Source organism: Zooshikella sp. RANM57 (assembly GCF_050749885.1).
Lineage (GTDB): Bacteria > Pseudomonadota > Gammaproteobacteria > Pseudomonadales > Zooshikellaceae > Zooshikella.
In genome coordinates, this window is record NZ_JBOIUB010000002.1 from 537,187 (window position 1) to 552,220 (window position 15,034).

General features: G+C 46.5%; 13 protein-coding genes. 6 read left to right on the forward strand and 7 right to left on the reverse strand.

The window, feature by feature from the left end; genetic code table 11:
* Window positions 1-3: 3 nt before the first annotated feature.
* The 6 genes from ACQ96U_RS07020 to ACQ96U_RS07045 all read left to right on the forward strand — a co-directional run bounded on the left by ACQ96U_RS07020 (window position 4) and on the right by ACQ96U_RS07045 (window position 8,739).
* Window positions 4-1,173, forward strand: coding sequence for an isovaleryl-CoA dehydrogenase (locus ACQ96U_RS07020; RefSeq protein ID WP_431720529.1), 1,170 nt, complete (start codon window positions 4-6; stop codon window positions 1,171-1,173).
* Between the two features lie 137 nt (window positions 1,174-1,310).
* Window positions 1,311-2,918, forward strand: a complete 1,608-nt coding sequence (locus ACQ96U_RS07025; RefSeq protein WP_431720530.1) for a carboxyl transferase domain-containing protein — start codon at window positions 1,311-1,313, stop codon at window positions 2,916-2,918.
* 9 nt (window positions 2,919-2,927) lie between these two features.
* The gene (locus tag ACQ96U_RS07030) at window positions 2,928-3,791 is read left to right on the forward strand and encodes an enoyl-CoA hydratase/isomerase family protein (RefSeq protein WP_431720531.1); all 864 of its coding nucleotides are present in this window, start codon (window positions 2,928-2,930) and stop codon (window positions 3,789-3,791) included.
* On the forward strand, window positions 3,791-5,818 hold the full coding sequence (locus ACQ96U_RS07035) for an acetyl/propionyl/methylcrotonyl-CoA carboxylase subunit alpha (RefSeq protein ID WP_431720532.1): 2,028 nt from the start codon (window positions 3,791-3,793) through the stop codon (window positions 5,816-5,818). Before ACQ96U_RS07030 ends, ACQ96U_RS07035 begins: the two co-directional genes overlap by 1 nt.
* Window positions 5,815-6,756, forward strand: coding sequence for a hydroxymethylglutaryl-CoA lyase (locus ACQ96U_RS07040; RefSeq protein ID WP_431720533.1), 942 nt, complete (start codon window positions 5,815-5,817; stop codon window positions 6,754-6,756). The genes ACQ96U_RS07035 and ACQ96U_RS07040 overlap by 4 nt, the downstream gene beginning before the upstream one ends.
* A gap of 21 nt (window positions 6,757-6,777) precedes the next feature.
* Window positions 6,778-8,739 carry an acetoacetate--CoA ligase gene (locus ACQ96U_RS07045; RefSeq protein WP_431720534.1) on the forward strand — a complete coding sequence of 654 codons (1,962 nt, stop codon included), beginning with the start codon at window positions 6,778-6,780 and terminating at the stop codon, window positions 8,737-8,739.
* A gap of 15 nt (window positions 8,740-8,754) precedes the next feature.
* Here the strand turns inward: ACQ96U_RS07045 and ACQ96U_RS07050 are convergent, their stop codons facing one another.
* From ACQ96U_RS07050 to fabF, 7 genes are all read right to left on the reverse strand, one after another.
* Window positions 8,755-9,534 (reverse strand): TatD family hydrolase, encoded by a 780-nt coding sequence (locus tag ACQ96U_RS07050; RefSeq protein WP_431720535.1) that lies wholly within the window; start codon window positions 9,532-9,534, stop codon window positions 8,755-8,757.
* Between the two features lie 91 nt (window positions 9,535-9,625).
* Window positions 9,626-9,982: a PilZ domain-containing protein gene (locus ACQ96U_RS07055; protein WP_215819693.1), complete on the reverse strand. Its 357-nt coding sequence runs from the start codon at window positions 9,980-9,982 to the stop codon at window positions 9,626-9,628.
* 16 nt (window positions 9,983-9,998) lie between these two features.
* Window positions 9,999-11,009: a DNA polymerase III subunit delta' gene (locus ACQ96U_RS07060; RefSeq protein ID WP_431720536.1), complete on the reverse strand. Its 1,011-nt coding sequence runs from the start codon at window positions 11,007-11,009 to the stop codon at window positions 9,999-10,001.
* Window positions 10,990-11,631 carry a dTMP kinase gene (gene tmk / locus ACQ96U_RS07065; protein WP_431720537.1) on the reverse strand — a complete coding sequence of 214 codons (642 nt, stop codon included), beginning with the start codon at window positions 11,629-11,631 and terminating at the stop codon, window positions 10,990-10,992. The genes ACQ96U_RS07060 and tmk overlap by 20 nt, the downstream gene beginning before the upstream one ends.
* Window positions 11,632-11,674: 43 nt before the next feature.
* Complete coding sequence (mltG, locus tag ACQ96U_RS07070) at window positions 11,675-12,721, reverse strand: endolytic transglycosylase MltG (RefSeq protein ID WP_431720538.1); 1,047 nt, start codon at window positions 12,719-12,721, stop codon at window positions 11,675-11,677.
* Window positions 12,718-13,566: an aminodeoxychorismate lyase gene (pabC, locus tag ACQ96U_RS07075; protein ID WP_431720539.1), complete on the reverse strand. Its 849-nt coding sequence runs from the start codon at window positions 13,564-13,566 to the stop codon at window positions 12,718-12,720. The genes mltG and pabC overlap by 4 nt, the downstream gene beginning before the upstream one ends.
* A gap of 27 nt (window positions 13,567-13,593) precedes the next feature.
* Window positions 13,594-14,841, reverse strand: coding sequence for a beta-ketoacyl-ACP synthase II (gene fabF, locus ACQ96U_RS07080; protein WP_431720540.1), 1,248 nt, complete (start codon window positions 14,839-14,841; stop codon window positions 13,594-13,596).
* Window positions 14,842-15,034: the final 193 nt, after the last annotated feature.

Here is a 15,034-nt window from a genome sequence, read left to right on the forward strand (position 1 = left end):
ACCATGCATACCCGTTACCCCAGCCTTAACTTTGCACTTGGCGAAACGATGGATTTACTTCGCTCTCAGGTGTATCAGTTCACCCAAAAAGAAATCACCCCCTTAGCGGATAGTATTGACCGTGACAATGCATTCCCAAAAGCGTTATGGACCAAGCTGGGAGATCTCGGTTTACTGGGTATTACCGTTGAGGAAAACCTGGGGGGAAGCGGTATGGGCTATCTTGCCCATGCCATTGCGATGGAAGAAATCAGTCGTGGCTCAGCATCCGTAGGCTTGAGTTATGGTGCACACTCCAATCTTTGTGTTAACCAGATTCGCCGTAATGGCACACCAGAACAGCAACAGCGCTATCTCCCCAAATTGATTAGTGGCGAACATGTGGGGGCGCTAGCCATGAGCGAACCCAATGCAGGTTCTGACGTCGTCAGTATGAAGCTGAACGCTGCGCGAGAAGGTGATTATTTTCGACTCAATGGCAACAAAATGTGGATTACCAATGGCCCAGATGCCCAGACCTATGTGGTCTATGCCAAAACTGATAAGGATAAAGGCCCTCGAGGCATTACCGCGTTTATTGTTGAGCGGGGTTTTGCAGGCTTCAGCCAGGCGCAGAAACTGGATAAGTTAGGCATGCGTGGTTCTAACACCTGTGAACTGGTGTTTCAGGACTGCATGGTGCCTGCCGCCAATATTCTTGGCAACGAAAATGAAGGCGTCAAAGTGCTGATGAGTGGCCTGGACTATGAACGGGTAGTTTTGGCTGCAGGCCCAGTGGGCATCATGCAAGCTTGCCTGGATGTGGTGATACCTTACATTCACCAGCGCCATCAGTTTGGTCAAGCTATTGGTGAGTTTCAGCTCATTCAGGGCAAAGTAGCGGATATGTATACCACGCTAAATGCCTGCCGTGCTTATCTTTACACTGTAGCTCAAGCCTGCGACCGCGGTGAGACAACCCGAACCGATGCCGCAGGTGTCATTCTTTATTGTGCAGAGAAAGCAACCCAGATGGCACTTGATGCCATACAAATCCTGGGGGGCAATGGTTATATCAATGACTACCCTACTGGACGTCTACTAAGAGATGCCAAACTTTACGAGATTGGTGCGGGTACCTCTGAAATTCGTCGTATGTTAATTGGTCGTGAGCTGTTTGAGCACTCTAAGTAAATACTTGAGTTAATCTGTAGTGCCAGTCACTACTTCAACGAAAGAAAAATAAGAAAAGAAGTGCATACCTGACTAGTGGGCTTGAGGACGCATTGAGTCAGGTGGTATGGAATTCCACAGTAAGGATATCCAAGGTTATGTCTGTTATCACCAGTCAACTTGATACTCAAAGTGATACGTACCGACGCTATAGTGACTACCATCAGCAACTCACACTGACCTTAAAAACCCGTCTGGCTTCCATTACTGAAGGTGGTGGACCCAGTGCAATGGCACGCCACCAGGCTCGAGGCAAACTCCCAGCACGAGAACGTATTAACCACTTACTGGATAGTCGCAGTCCCTTTTTAGAAATTGGCCAGTTTGCCGCTTGGGAAGTCTATGATGAGGCCGTGCCTGCAGCGGGAATCATCGTAGGTATCGGCCAGGTAGCAGGCATTGAATGCATGATTATTGCCAACGATGCCACCGTTAAAGGAGGAAGTTACTACCCGTTAACAGTGAAAAAGCATCTTCGAGCCCAGGAGATTGCCGCACAAAACCATCTACCTTGCATTTACTTAGTGGACTCTGGTGGTGCCAACCTGCCTCGCCAAGCAGAAGTCTTTCCTGACCGAGACCACTTTGGTCGTATTTTCTTTAACCAGGCTCGAATGTCAGCGCAGGGCATTCCTCAAATTGCTGTGGTAATGGGCTCCTGTACAGCCGGTGGGGCATATGTCCCGGCAATGGCCGATGAAAGCATTATTGTGAAACAACAAGGTACTATTTTTCTAGCAGGCCCGCCTTTGGTTAAAGCAGCTACTGGTGAAACTGTTACCGCAGAAGAACTAGGTGGTGCAGATACCCACTGTAAGCTATCTGGGGTCACGGACTATTACGCTGAAAATGACGAGCATGCTCTACAACAAGCTCGGCAATGTATTGCTCAACTCAATAGGCCCGCCAAGACAGCACTGGACGTTATGCCGGTTGAACCGCCTCGTTACTCTGCTGAAGAACTGTACGGCATCATTCCAGATGATAGCCGTAAACCCTTTGATGTCCGTGAGGTTATTGCCCGTCTGGTCGATGGCTCAGTATTTGATGAATTTAAGCGGTTATTTGGAAGCACATTAGTCTGTGGCTTTGCCCGACTATGGGGATATCCCATTGGCATTCTGGCCAACAATGGCGTGCTGTTTTCTGAGTCAGCTCAGAAAGGAGCCCACTTCATTCAGCTTTGCTGTCAACGTGGTATTCCACTGCTGTTTTTACAGAACATTACGGGGTTTATGGTTGGTCGTCAGTATGAAAGTGAAGGTATTGCTAAACATGGAGCCAAACTGGTTAATGCCGTAGCCTGTGCCAACGTACCTAAACTCACAGTGATTATTGGTGGCAGCTATGGTGCGGGCAATTATGGCATGTGTGGTCGTGCTTATGATCCTCGTTTTCTTTGGTTATGGCCCAATGCCCGTATCTCAGTCATGGGGGGAGAGCAAGCTGCGGATGTCTTAGTCCAAATTAAAGAGGCCGCCCTTAATAAACGTCAGCAAACCTGGCCTCACGCTGAGCGTGATAGTTACCGAGCTGAACTGGTCGCAGAGTATGAACACCAGGCCAGTGCCTATTATGCCAGTGCCCGGCTATGGGATGATGGCATCATCGACCCCGCACAAACCAGAACAGTACTCGGGCTGAGTTTATCTACCTGTCTGAATGCCCCTATTCCAACCAGCCAGTTTGGCATCTTTCGTATGTAAGGAGTTGTCATGGACGCGCTCTATTCATCTGCCTATTTACAGATCACCTGCCGTAAAGATGGCGTTGCCACCCTGACTTTAAACCGGCCTCAGGTACACAATGCCTTTGATGATGCAATGATTGCAGAACTGATTACACAACTGCAGGCACTGGCTGCACACCCCCAGGTCAGATTGTTAATTATCAATGGTGAAGGAAAACACTTTAGTGCAGGTGCAGACCTTTCCTGGATGCAACGTATGGCGTCAGCCACGCACCAAGACAATATGACCGATGCAGGCCAGCTTGCCACCCTGCTACAAACTGTTAATGACTTTCCACATCCCGTTATTGGTCAGGTTCATGGTGCTGCCTATGGTGGTGCTGTGGGCTTAGTGTCCTGCTGTGATATTGCGGTAGCAACCCCCAAAGCCTCTTTTTGCCTGAGTGAAGTTAAGCTGGGACTAGTACCTGCCGTCATCAGTCCTTATGTTATTCAGGCGATTGGTCCTCGCGCAGCACGACGTTATTTTCTCACCGCCGAAAGCTTTGATGCAGTTACTGCTGAACAACTAGGACTTGTTCACTTAGTCTGTGAAGCTGATGAGCTTGCCACCACCACTGAACGTTTTATTCAACGCTTACTGAATAATGGTCCTCATGCTTTACAGGCTGCTAAACAGTTAATTGCCAATGTCGCTTTTCACCCCATCTCACCAGAACTTGTACGATATACCCAACAATTGATCGCAGACCTTCGCACTTCTGCTGAAGGACAGGAAGGTATGCAAGCCTTTCTCGCCAAACGACCTCCTGAATGGCAACTCAACGAGCATGCTAAAACAGCGCAAGGCCAACCTGAAAATCACTCGAACACGGCGAGGTCTGAATAATGCGTACACTCTTGATAGCCAACCGTGGGGAAATAGCCTGTCGTATTATCCGCACTGCACAGGCAATGGGGATACATTGTGTTGCTGTTTACTCATCAGCAGACCAACATGCGCTGCATGTTCAACTAGCCGATGAAGCTTATGCCCTTGGCCCAGCGCCAGCCACAGAAAGTTATCTGAACACACACAAAATTCTAGCAATTGCCAAACAAGCCAACGCCAATGCTATTCACCCAGGCTATGGTTTTTTATCCGAAAATGCTGATTTTGCTGCAGCTTGCCAACAAGCAGGCCTTACCTTTGTCGGCCCTCCCGCTCAGGCCATCACCCTCATGGGTAGTAAGCAGGCTGCCAAGCAACACCTACAACAAGCCGATGTGCCTTTACTACCCGGTTATCACGGGCAAGATCAATCACTCGCAGCGTTTCAACACGCAGCTCAAGAAATAGGATTCCCAATACTGCTTAAAGCGGCGGCAGGCGGTGGTGGTAAAGGCATGCGTATCGTTCATCAGCCCAGTGAACTCGCTACGGAAATGGCCGCTGCACAGCGCGAAGCCCAAAAGAGCTTTGGTGATGATACGTTACTGCTGGAAAAATACCTTAGCCAACCACGGCATATTGAAGTCCAGATTTTTATGGATGAACAGGGACATGGCGTGTCTCTGTTCGAACGAGACTGTTCCCTACAGCGTCGTCACCAAAAAATCGTTGAAGAAGCACCCGCTCCAGGTTTATCGGCAAAATTGCGTGAACGAATGGGGGAGGCTGCGCTTCGTGCTGCCAAAGCCATTGGCTACGTCGGCGCAGGTACTGTTGAGTTTCTGGTCTGTGCAGATGAACAATTTTACTTTATGGAGATGAATACTCGCCTGCAGGTTGAACACCCTGTGACAGAAATGATTACACAGCAAGATCTGGTGGAATGGCAATTACTTATAGCTCAGGGGCAACACCTCCCCTGCCGCCAACAGCAACTGGCTATCAATGGCCATGCCATAGAATTACGCTTATATGCTGAAAATCCTCAACAAGGCTTTTTACCTTCAACTGGTACCATTACCCACTTAACATGGCCCGAGATAAATCATCTGCGTATAGATACCGGCGTACAGCAGGGTGATGAAGTCTCTATTCACTATGATCCCCTGTTAGCCAAAATAATTAGCTGGGCCCCCTCACGACCTGCCGCTATCCAGCGCCTTCAACAGGCGCTCAGTAAACTACAACTACAAGGTATTACCACCAACCAAGGATTTCTATATCGACTATTACAGCAGCCAGAAGTACGTCATGGTCAAACAGATACCCAGTATGTTGAGCGTGTAGTTTCAAGCATTCAACAGCCCCCTGATCAGCACAGAAATATCGCGCTTATGGGCGCGGCTATAGCGTGGCTTGATACACCACGCTCACCGATTCACCACCAAACAACAGACCCTTATTCTCCATGGCGCAGTCACCATGCCTGGCGCTTAAATCAGCCAAACTTACTGACGTTAACGCTGCATCACGGGCGACAGGCCTTTACACTCGCCATGCGTGAAATGGATACTCAAACGTTGGAAATTGCCTTGGCAGAAGCATCTCAAACATGCCATTTCTGGCGAAAAGGGAACCTTATTACGTTACAGACCACGGACCAACACCGACATACTCTCATTACGCACTATCAACTGGGAGCATTAGGTGATGCTTCAATTGATGTGCAATATGCTGGCGAGTGGTTTCATTTTCATCAACAGCGTCAACACCAAACCCTAGAAAATGAGACAGGCTCAGAACTAACAGCACCCATGCCTGGCAGTGTTGTTGCACTCTTGGTCAAACCAGGGGATAGCGTGGCTAAAAACACCCCCTTACTGATCTTAGAAGCCATGAAAATGGAGCACACCATCAGAGCGCCCGCCGCAGGGAAAGTCACACGCTTTAACTGCCAACCTGGTGCATTAGTGACAGCAGGCTTTGAACTGCTGGATTTTGAGTGGGCTGATGTTGAGTCTTCAGCCAGTGAGGTAACAGCATGAGCTTGCCCAGTCATGTTCGTATTGTGGAAGTTGGCCCTCGGGATGGTTTACAAAACGAGCCAAACTCATTACCTGTATTGCTAAAATGCCAGCTCATTGAGCAGCTGGTCGCTACAGGTATCAGGCATATAGAGACAGGCAGTTTTGTATCACCAAAATGGGTTCCTCAAATGGCTGATACCGAGCAGGTTATGCATCAGCTTCAACGCTCAGCAGAAGTGATTTACAGTGTGTTAACCCCTAACCTTCGTGGTTTTGAGCGAGCATTGAGCTGCCAGCCCAATGAGGTTGCTGTATTTGCAGCCGCCAGTGAAGTGTTTAGCGAGCGAAATATTAACTGCTCTATTGCGGAAAGCCTGGAACGTTTTATCCCTCTGATTGATAAAGCAAAAGCCCAAAAGTTACGGGTCAGAGGTTATATATCTTGTACAGTGGGATGTCCTTACACGGGCGATATTGCCCCCCAACAAGTCGCCTGGGTTGCCCAGCAGTTAAATGAAATGGGCTGTGATGAAATCTCACTGGGTGATACGATTGGCGTGGGCAACCCATTGTCCTGTAAACGGATGTTAGCCGCTGTCGCACACTATGTGCCTCTTTCTCAGCTCGCGGTTCATTTTCATGATACCTACGGACAAGCACTGGCAAACATTTATGCCATGCTGGAGGAAGGGGTTGCCATTGTAGATAGTGCTATCGCGGGGCTGGGAGGATGTCCCTACGCTCAGGGAGCCAGCGGCAATGTCGCTACTGAGGATGTAGTGTATCTGCTAAATGGATTAGGGATTCAATCCAATATTGACCTTTCACAGCTTACAGCGGTCAGTCACTGGATTTGCCAACAACTTAATCGCCCCAACCAAAGCAAGGTCGCATGTGCACTCTATGCTCAGCTAAAAAATCATGATATGGCCCGCTCGCGTAACAATAAAAACTAAATGTACGACATTGGGATGATTATGAGTAAACTGCTGTGGAAACCAAGCCAGGCCCGCGTCGCTGCCAGCAACATGACGGCCTTTATGACCAGGGTAAACCATCACTATACAACGACATTAGTGGACTATCCTCATCTCCATGAGTGGTCAATAAAACATCGTCCGGAATTTTGGTCATTGCTTAGTGAGTTTTATGGGATACGCTGGCATCACCCCCCTCAAGCCATATTGACAAACGACCAAAGCATGCCTGGTGCAGAGTGGTTCCAGGGTGCCACATTAAACTATGCAGAACATTTGCTCTCTCGGTGTGATCATAAGCCTGCCATTATTTTTCGTGGAGAACAGGGCCAACGTTATACCATTAGTTATCACGAACTCCATCAGCAAGTTGCTCAGGTAGCCGCTAAACTCAAGCACTATGGTATCCGTCAAGGCGACAGAGTTGCAGGCTACTTACCGAACTGCCCTGAAGCCGTAATTGCCATGCTCGCAACAACCAGTTTAGGAGCAGTCTGGAGCAGTTGTTCACCCGACTTTGGCTGGCAAGGGGCTTTAGACCGATTCGGTCAGATTACACCCAAAGTATTGTTTACTGCAGATGGCTATTTCTATAATGGCAAACATATTGATCTTCATAACAAAGTCTCTCACCTTGTCCAAAACCTGGATTGCTTAACGCAAACAGTTGTTATCAACTTTGCCAACCCTGGAGCCAAACCACCTACATTGCCTAATATCAGCTGCTGGCAAGACTGGCTGGATACCTCCTTGCCTCCACCAAGGCTTACCTTTACCCCTGTTCCCTTTAATGCTCCGCTTTACATTCTTTATTCTTCTGGCACTACGGGTAAACCTAAATGCATTGTGCATAGCGTAGGTGGCACATTACTCCAACACTTAAAAGAGTTAGGTTTGCATACTGACTTAAAAGATGATGATGTCTTTTTGTATTTCACCACTTGTGGTTGGATGATGTGGAACTGGCAAGTCAGCGCACTGGCTTTAGGCTTAACGCTGGTTCTTTATGATGGCTCCCCGTTTCATCCAACCCCCTCTATCCTTTTTGATATCGTGGAAACCGAAGATGTCAGTGTATTTGGCACCAGTGCCAAGTATTTATCAGCACTACAAAAACAACAGGTAATACCTGCTCAGCACTTTCAGCTCAAAGCCTTGCGTACTATTTTATCAACGGGTTCACCGCTGGCCGATGACAGCTTTGATTATGTCTATCGTGATATCAAACGAGACATTTGCCTATCATCGATCTCTGGAGGTACTGATATCATTTCGTGTTTTGCGCTTGGCTGCCCTATTCTTCCCATCTATCGAGGTGAGTTACAGTGTCTTGGGCTAGGGATGGATGTAGTCTTCATGCGCAGCAATGGAGATCAAGCCAATGTCTGTGAAAAAGGTGAGCTGGTCTGCCGCAAGAACTTTCCCTCTATGCCTATAGGCTTTTGGAATGACCCTAACCAACAAAAGTACCAAGCAGCTTACTTTAGTCAGCACCCTGGGTACTGGAGCCATGGGGATTTTGGTGAAATCACTGAAAACGGTGGTGTCATTATCCATGGTCGGGCCGATGCCGTTCTAAACCCAGGTGGTGTACGCATCGGCACAGCGGAAATTTACCGACAAGTTGAGATAATTCCTGAGGTACTGGAAAGTATTGCTGTTTGCCAGGACTGGCAAGGAGATAACCGTATCGTGCTGTTCGTTAAACTGAAACCTGAACTAACACTCAATGACGATTTGGTAAATATTATTAAGCAAACGATTCGCCAGAACACAACACCACGTCATGTTCCTGCGAAAGTATTGCAAGTCAGTGATATTCCCCGAACCCGTAGTGGCAAAATCGTGGAAATAGCCGTTCGAGAGACTATTCACAACCGGCCAGTGAAAAACACTGATTCACTGGCGAATCCTGAAGCACTTCAGTATTTCAAACAACGGGAAGAGCTACTTTGTGACTAGAATTGGCCTGGTTACTTAGGCTTTTGCATCTTTAAATAGATTAAAGAAATTGGCACTGGTTTGTGTTGCCAGTGTCGTTAAGGATTCACCTCTTAGCTCAGCTAAAAAGGAAGCAACCGCCTTAACATACTTTGGCTCGTTAGATTTGCCACGAAATGGTACTGGGGCTAAATAAGGCGCATCTGTTTCTACCAGCAAACGATCCAGAGGAATTTTCTTAGCAACCTCTCGCACATTATCAGCCTGGCGGAAAGTAACAATCCCTGAAATCGAAATATACATACCTAAGTCCAGCGCTTGGCGTGCCATATCCCAATCTTCCGTAAAGCAGTGTAAAACCCCTCCAAACTTTTCAATAGTATGGCTGCGAAGTAATGCCAATGTATCCGCTTTTGCTTCCCGAGTATGAATAACCACCGGTTTATTCACTTGCTGTGCTACCTGTAATTGGCTTGCAAAGCGCTGCTGCTGTTGCTGAATAGTCTCCTTCGCATAGTAATAATCTAGCCCCATCTCCCCAATAGCCACCACCTTAGGATGATCCGCCAGTGCAACTAGCGCATCTACATCAGGCTCTTTGCCCTCTTGCTCTAAAGGATGTACTCCTACAGTGGCAAACACATTGGGATACTGCTCGGCAATTGAAACTACCTGTGGGCTGTTCTCCATACTAACGGCAATTGCCAGAAAGTGACTAACCCCTTCCTGCTCTGCTGCTTGCATTGCCGTAGCCAGGTTGTTGTCATAAGCATCCAGTTTTAAACGATCAAGGTGACAATGAGAATCCACTAACATTATAAAAACATCGCTCCCAAGGCTGAGCGTAATAAATACTCAGCCAGCATAATCTGAAGAAAAAAGTGAAACTGCGAGGTGTTGATATGAACTAGAGGGTATGAGTAGGTCGATCAGACTGCAGCGCACCTGCCAGATAGGTTTCGATTTTACTGCGCGCCATATCATCTTGACCATTAAACTGCACACCGATACCTGCAGCACGATTACCTTGAGCACGTCGTGGTGTAATCCAGATTACTTTGCCAGCTACCGGGATTTTTTCGGGTTCATCCATCAGATTGAGCAGCATAAAGACTTCATCGCCCAATTTATATTGCTTATTAGTAGGAATAAAAAGCCCACCATTAGCAACAAAAGGCATGTAAGCTGCGTATAGAACAGCCTTATCCTTAATGGTAAGTGACAAAATACCGTTACGAGGGCCAAGTCGAGGAGGTTTATTCATGTTACTGCCTTGCTTTTCAGCGTTGAGTCAGACCGCGCCAACGTATGAGAACCCCTTCTATCAATAACGGAAGATTTAAATTGCCTTGGCTTAACAGGTGCTGGCGCTGTATCAGCAACCAGTCATAATATTGATAGAGTGCTTGAATACCTGCCTTATTAGCAATATAGGTCAACATTGGCGTTACGTCTTTATTTTTGCAACAACTATCACAACCTAGTTGCGAGATTTTTATCATATCGCTTAACCAGTCTAATAGCCAAGTTAAAACGAGTGATAATTCAATAGGTTGCCACTGCTTAGCTAGACTTACAGGAGAAACCTGCCGCTTGGTAATCGCTTTTACCCCCTCCAACACCTGCTGGCGAATGGCTAAGGCATCCTTATGATAGTAATCATGTGCAAGCAAAGGGGCCTGGCTAGCAAGGTTTAATAGTAGTGTTGCTGATTCCTCGGTAAGAGAAGTGTCTTGCCTCATCAACCATTCCCTACCCATTTGCGGATCAGGCAGCGTAAATTGTAACCGTTGACACCGACTTTTTATCGTTGGGAGTAATCCGCTACTAATATCAGTAATAAGTAATATTATCGTATTATCACCTGGCTCTTCCAAACACTTCAGTAATGCATTTGATGCATTGATATTCATTGCATCTGCAGGACGAATAATAATAATCCGATAGCCACCTTGCTGTGCCGTTTTACTGGCAAAGCCAAGCAACTCCCTAACTTGATCGACCCTAATGGGCTTACCTTCCTGTTCTGGCGAAACCACCAACAGATCGGGGTGAGTCTTCGCTTTTAATAATTGACAACTTTTGCAAAGTCCACAAGCTGAGCCATTGACAGCATTTGAGCAGAGCAATACAGAGGCAACACGCAGTGCAAACTGAAACTTACCTAGCCCTTTATGACCTTCCAGTAAATAAGCATGTGCCATTCGCCCTTGTTGGTGCTGCTGGAACCAGTGATTCCATAAAGGCCCCTGCCAAGGTAGAGATAATTCATTACTTACTGAAAAACTCATCAAGCACCTGTCTGATTTGTTGCTGAACATCAGCTAAAGGCTGTGCCGCATCAATAATGCGAAACCGCTCAGGATATGCTTTTGCACGAGCCAAATAGCCCACTCGCACACGTTCAAAAAAATCATGCTGCTGCTGCTCAAAGCGGTCACTTTGCCCTCTTTTAGCCACTCGGGCCATACCTACCGCAACTGGCAAATCTAAAAGCAGCGTCAGATCAGGCTGAAGTGTCTGCTGTACAAGTGCTTCTAAAGTCTCAAGTACCATTATTGACAAGCCTCTACCGGCTCCCTGATATGCAAAGCTGGCATCCGTAAAGCGATCACTAACGACAATCTTTCCTGCATTTAATGAAGGTTTAATTACCTGAGCCAGGTGTTGTGCTCTAGCCGCAAACACTAACAATAACTCTGCAGTTGGATCTAATGCTTCATCAGCATGGTGAAGCAATAACTCTCTAACTTGCTCTGCTATTGGAGTCCCTCCAGGCTCACGGGTTTTAACCACAGAAAGGCCACGCTTTTTTATATCGTTAATAATAAAGGCTAAATTAGTCGACTTTCCTACACCTTCACCACCCTCAAGGGTGATAAACGAACCTATGTGCTTGTGCTGCTCAGTCATAAAATTTTTCTAATTTGAGTTACTTTCAACATCAGTGGTATTGCTAATTAGCTTGAGGGTTTGAGCGATAATTCTGTCGGCGACGAAGCTGATACTTACGCACAGCACGATTATGCTCTCTTAACGAGGATGAAAAGTGATGACTACCATCCCCTTTTGCCACAAAGTACAAGCTATTTCCTGGTGCTGGATGCAGTGCTGCGTGGATGGCTAATTTTCCAGGAAGGGCAATAGGTGTTGGGGGGAGCCCCATGATACGATACGTGTTATACAATGTATCTTGCTGTAAATGCTTACGCGTTAAATTACCTGCATATTGCTCACCTAGACCATAAATAACCGTTGGGTCTGTCTGTAAGCGCATATTTTTTTGTAACCGTCGAACAAAAACACCCGCAATGGCTGGCCGCTCTTCTGGTACACCTGTTTCCTTCTCCACAATGGAAGCCATAATTAACGCTTCATAGACATTTTGGTAGGGCAAGTTTTGAGCACGCTTTGGCCACTCCTCTGCCAATGTATGCTCCATCTTTTCATAAGCACGTTTTAGCAATGCAATGTCTTTTGTTCCAGCGGTATAAGCATAAGTATCAGGAAAAATTAGCCCCTCTGGATGACTGTAGGTACTTTTAAACCCCAACAGCTCAGGTAAATCTTGCCATTGGTCTGGAGTCATGGTGTGTTCAACTTTTGGTGCTTGAGCAAGCACCTCTAATACTTGGCGAACCGTCCATCCTTCAACAAAGGTAATCGCATACTGGCGTGTTTTACCACTTACCAATAAAGCTATCAGTTCATCTACGGTACTATGAGCTGGTACTTCGTATTCACCCGCCTTAAGTTGTAAGGCTTTACCACGATACCGAACATAAACTTCAAAAGACCAAGGCTCTTTCACAAGTCCTTGGCTAACAAGCTGCTGCCCCAACTGCCTGACAGAAGTCCCAGAATTAATAGTAATGTTAAGAGACTGCTCATTATTAAGTAGTTTTTTTTGGCCGAAGCCTTGCAAATACAAATAACCGCCAACAGCTACACACATTAATACCAATGTGATTAATAAAGTTGACCACAAAAAAAATCTTTTCATCCCAGTACTTCTATTAAGGTCTGTTGCCAATATTGAGTCATGTGCCCGATAGGCCAGCATTTTTGTTCCGGCCAACAATGAGCTTGATAAGTTCGAACAGGCCAGATCCCCAGCACACTATTACACACAAACACTTCAGTTGCCGTGAATAACATCGCTAATGTGACGTTTAGCACTTCAACAGATGTTCCTTGTTTTTCAGCATGTTCAAGAATAAAGGCTCGACAGGTCCCTTCAACCCCACAAAGACTAAGATCTGGAGTTATCAGTTGGTTATCACAAACCAAAAATACATTGCTCATGGTTGCTTCAACCACATAACCAGACTGATCCAGTACCAGCCCTTCTCCATACTCAGCAGATTGCCACTCTTGTCGAGCAAGCACCTGCTCCAGCCGGTTTAAGTGCTTAATACCCGCTAACAATGGCTGATGAGCAAGCTGAGTTGCACAAGGAAAAAGTTGTATGCCTGTTGACCAGTTTTCGGCAGGATAGTCAGGATAGGGATAAAGCTCAACAAGTACTGTAACTGGGCCACTCCCCAGAGGATTATAGCCTCGTCCACCGCCTCCACGAGTGATAATCAGCTTAGCCACACCCTTCGCAGAAGGGTGCTGTTGGCAGACTTCAAAAACCCAACGCTCAATGTCCGTCAAATCACAAGGAATTTTCAGCCGTGCTATACCATTGGCCAAACGGGCTTTATGCAAGTGCCAAAGTGAAGGCTGTTGATTAACAACCTTAATCGTTTCAAAAAGCCCATCACCGTAACTCAGGCCTCGATCACCAACAGCAATATATTGACAAGGCTCACCATTCAACCAACATCCCAGCCGCTTTGCCATGACAACCCCTTACACAAGCTTTACCAACTAATCCTGTTCATAGCGAGAAAAAATCAACGTACCATTGGTACCACCAAACCCAAAAGAGTTTGACATCGCATGACGAATTAGCAAGGACTTTGCTTGATGAGGCACATAGTCTAAATCACACTCATCATCGGGATTATCCAGGTTAATTGTTGGTGGTGCTATTTGCTGTTTTAGGGACAGTGCGGTAAACAACGCCTCAACAGCACCCGCAGCCCCCAGTAAATGGCCTGTCATTGATTTAGTTGAGCTGATGGCAAGTTTATAGGCATGATCAGCAAAAACACTTTTAACAGCACGGGTCTCTGCTACATCCCCCACAAGTGTTGATGTTCCGTGAGCATTAATGTAATCAATGTCAGTGTGATTAAGTTTCGCATCCTGAAGCGCATTCTTCATAGAATAGGCGGCACCTTCACCTTCCTCAGGAGGTGCTGTAACATGAAATGCATCACCACTCATGCCAAAGCCCGTCAACTCCGCATAAATTTTTGCACCTCTGCGTTTTGCATGCTCCAGTTCTTCCAGTATTAAAACACCCGCACCGTCACTTAAGACAAAACCATCACGGTCTTTATCCCAAGGGCGACTAGCCTGTTGAGGGCTATCATTTTGGGTCGAAAGTGCACGAGCAGCAGCAAAAGCAGCCATACCTAATCCACAAGATGCCTTCTCTGCACCACCCGCAACCATAATATCGGCTTCACCATACATGATATTCCGGGCAGCCATCCCCAAGCAGTGGGTTCCAGTGGTACAGGCCGTTGCCAAGGCATAGTTTGGTCCTTTTAAACCAAACCGCATTGAAACCTGACCACTCACCATATTGACAATTGAGCCAGGTACAAAGAAAGGGGATATTCGTCGAGCCCCCGACTCAACTAGAACTTGTGCATTTCGCTCAATGGTGGACAAACCACCAATACCTGAACCTATTGCCACCCCTATACGGTGGGCATTTTCAGGTGAAACAGAAAACTTAGCGTCATAAATCGCTTGTGAGGCTGCTGCGATACCATACTGAATAAAAACATCGACTTTTCGAGCCTCTTTTGCTGACATGTAAACTTCAATATCCAAGTTTTTAACCACGCCAGCAAAGCGGGTATTCAAAGATGGAACATCAAGATGTTCAATTGGAGAAATGCCGCTTTTACCTGCTAATATATTTTGCCAGCAACTTTCGACATCATTGCCGAGTGGACTGATTAAACCAAGACCGGTGACCACCACTCTTCTACGAGACACCTACGCTCTCCTCTCTACAATATAACAATGCCTTTAGAACCGCTGTATACTTCTAGTATCGTATGTATATAGCAAATGTCGTATTCTTAAGTAGAATAAAACAGCTCAATATATATACGCGTAGGCATTACTAAATAATATAAAAGCCGCTCTACATAATGCAGAAGCGGCTTTTATTTGATCGAAAACTAGA

Coding starts and splice junctions, on each gene's coding strand:
- ACQ96U_RS07030 (WP_431720531.1), top strand. CDS start 2,928: ATGGACGCGCTCTATTCATCTGCCTATTTACAGATCACCTGCCGTAAA.
- ACQ96U_RS07020 (WP_431720529.1), top strand. CDS start 4: ATGCATACCCGTTACCCCAGCCTTAACTTTGCACTTGGCGAAACGATG.
- ACQ96U_RS07040 (WP_431720533.1), top strand. CDS start 5,815: ATGAGCTTGCCCAGTCATGTTCGTATTGTGGAAGTTGGCCCTCGGGAT.
- ACQ96U_RS07055 (WP_215819693.1), bottom strand. CDS start 9,982: ATGAATAAACCTCCTCGACTTGGCCCTCGTAACGGTATTTTGTCACTT.
- tmk (WP_431720537.1), bottom strand. CDS start 11,631: ATGACTGAGCAGCACAAGCACATAGGTTCGTTTATCACCCTTGAGGGT.
- ACQ96U_RS07050 (WP_431720535.1), bottom strand. CDS start 9,534: ATGTTAGTGGATTCTCATTGTCACCTTGATCGTTTAAAACTGGATGCT.
- pabC (WP_431720539.1), bottom strand. CDS start 13,566: ATGGCAAAGCGGCTGGGATGTTGGTTGAATGGTGAGCCTTGTCAATAT.
- mltG (WP_431720538.1), bottom strand. CDS start 12,721: ATGAAAAGATTTTTTTTGTGGTCAACTTTATTAATCACATTGGTATTA.
- ACQ96U_RS07045 (WP_431720534.1), top strand. CDS start 6,778: ATGAGTAAACTGCTGTGGAAACCAAGCCAGGCCCGCGTCGCTGCCAGC.
- ACQ96U_RS07025 (WP_431720530.1), top strand. CDS start 1,311: ATGTCTGTTATCACCAGTCAACTTGATACTCAAAGTGATACGTACCGA.
- ACQ96U_RS07060 (WP_431720536.1), bottom strand. CDS start 11,009: ATGAGTTTTTCAGTAAGTAATGAATTATCTCTACCTTGGCAGGGGCCT.
- ACQ96U_RS07035 (WP_431720532.1), top strand. CDS start 3,791: ATGCGTACACTCTTGATAGCCAACCGTGGGGAAATAGCCTGTCGTATT.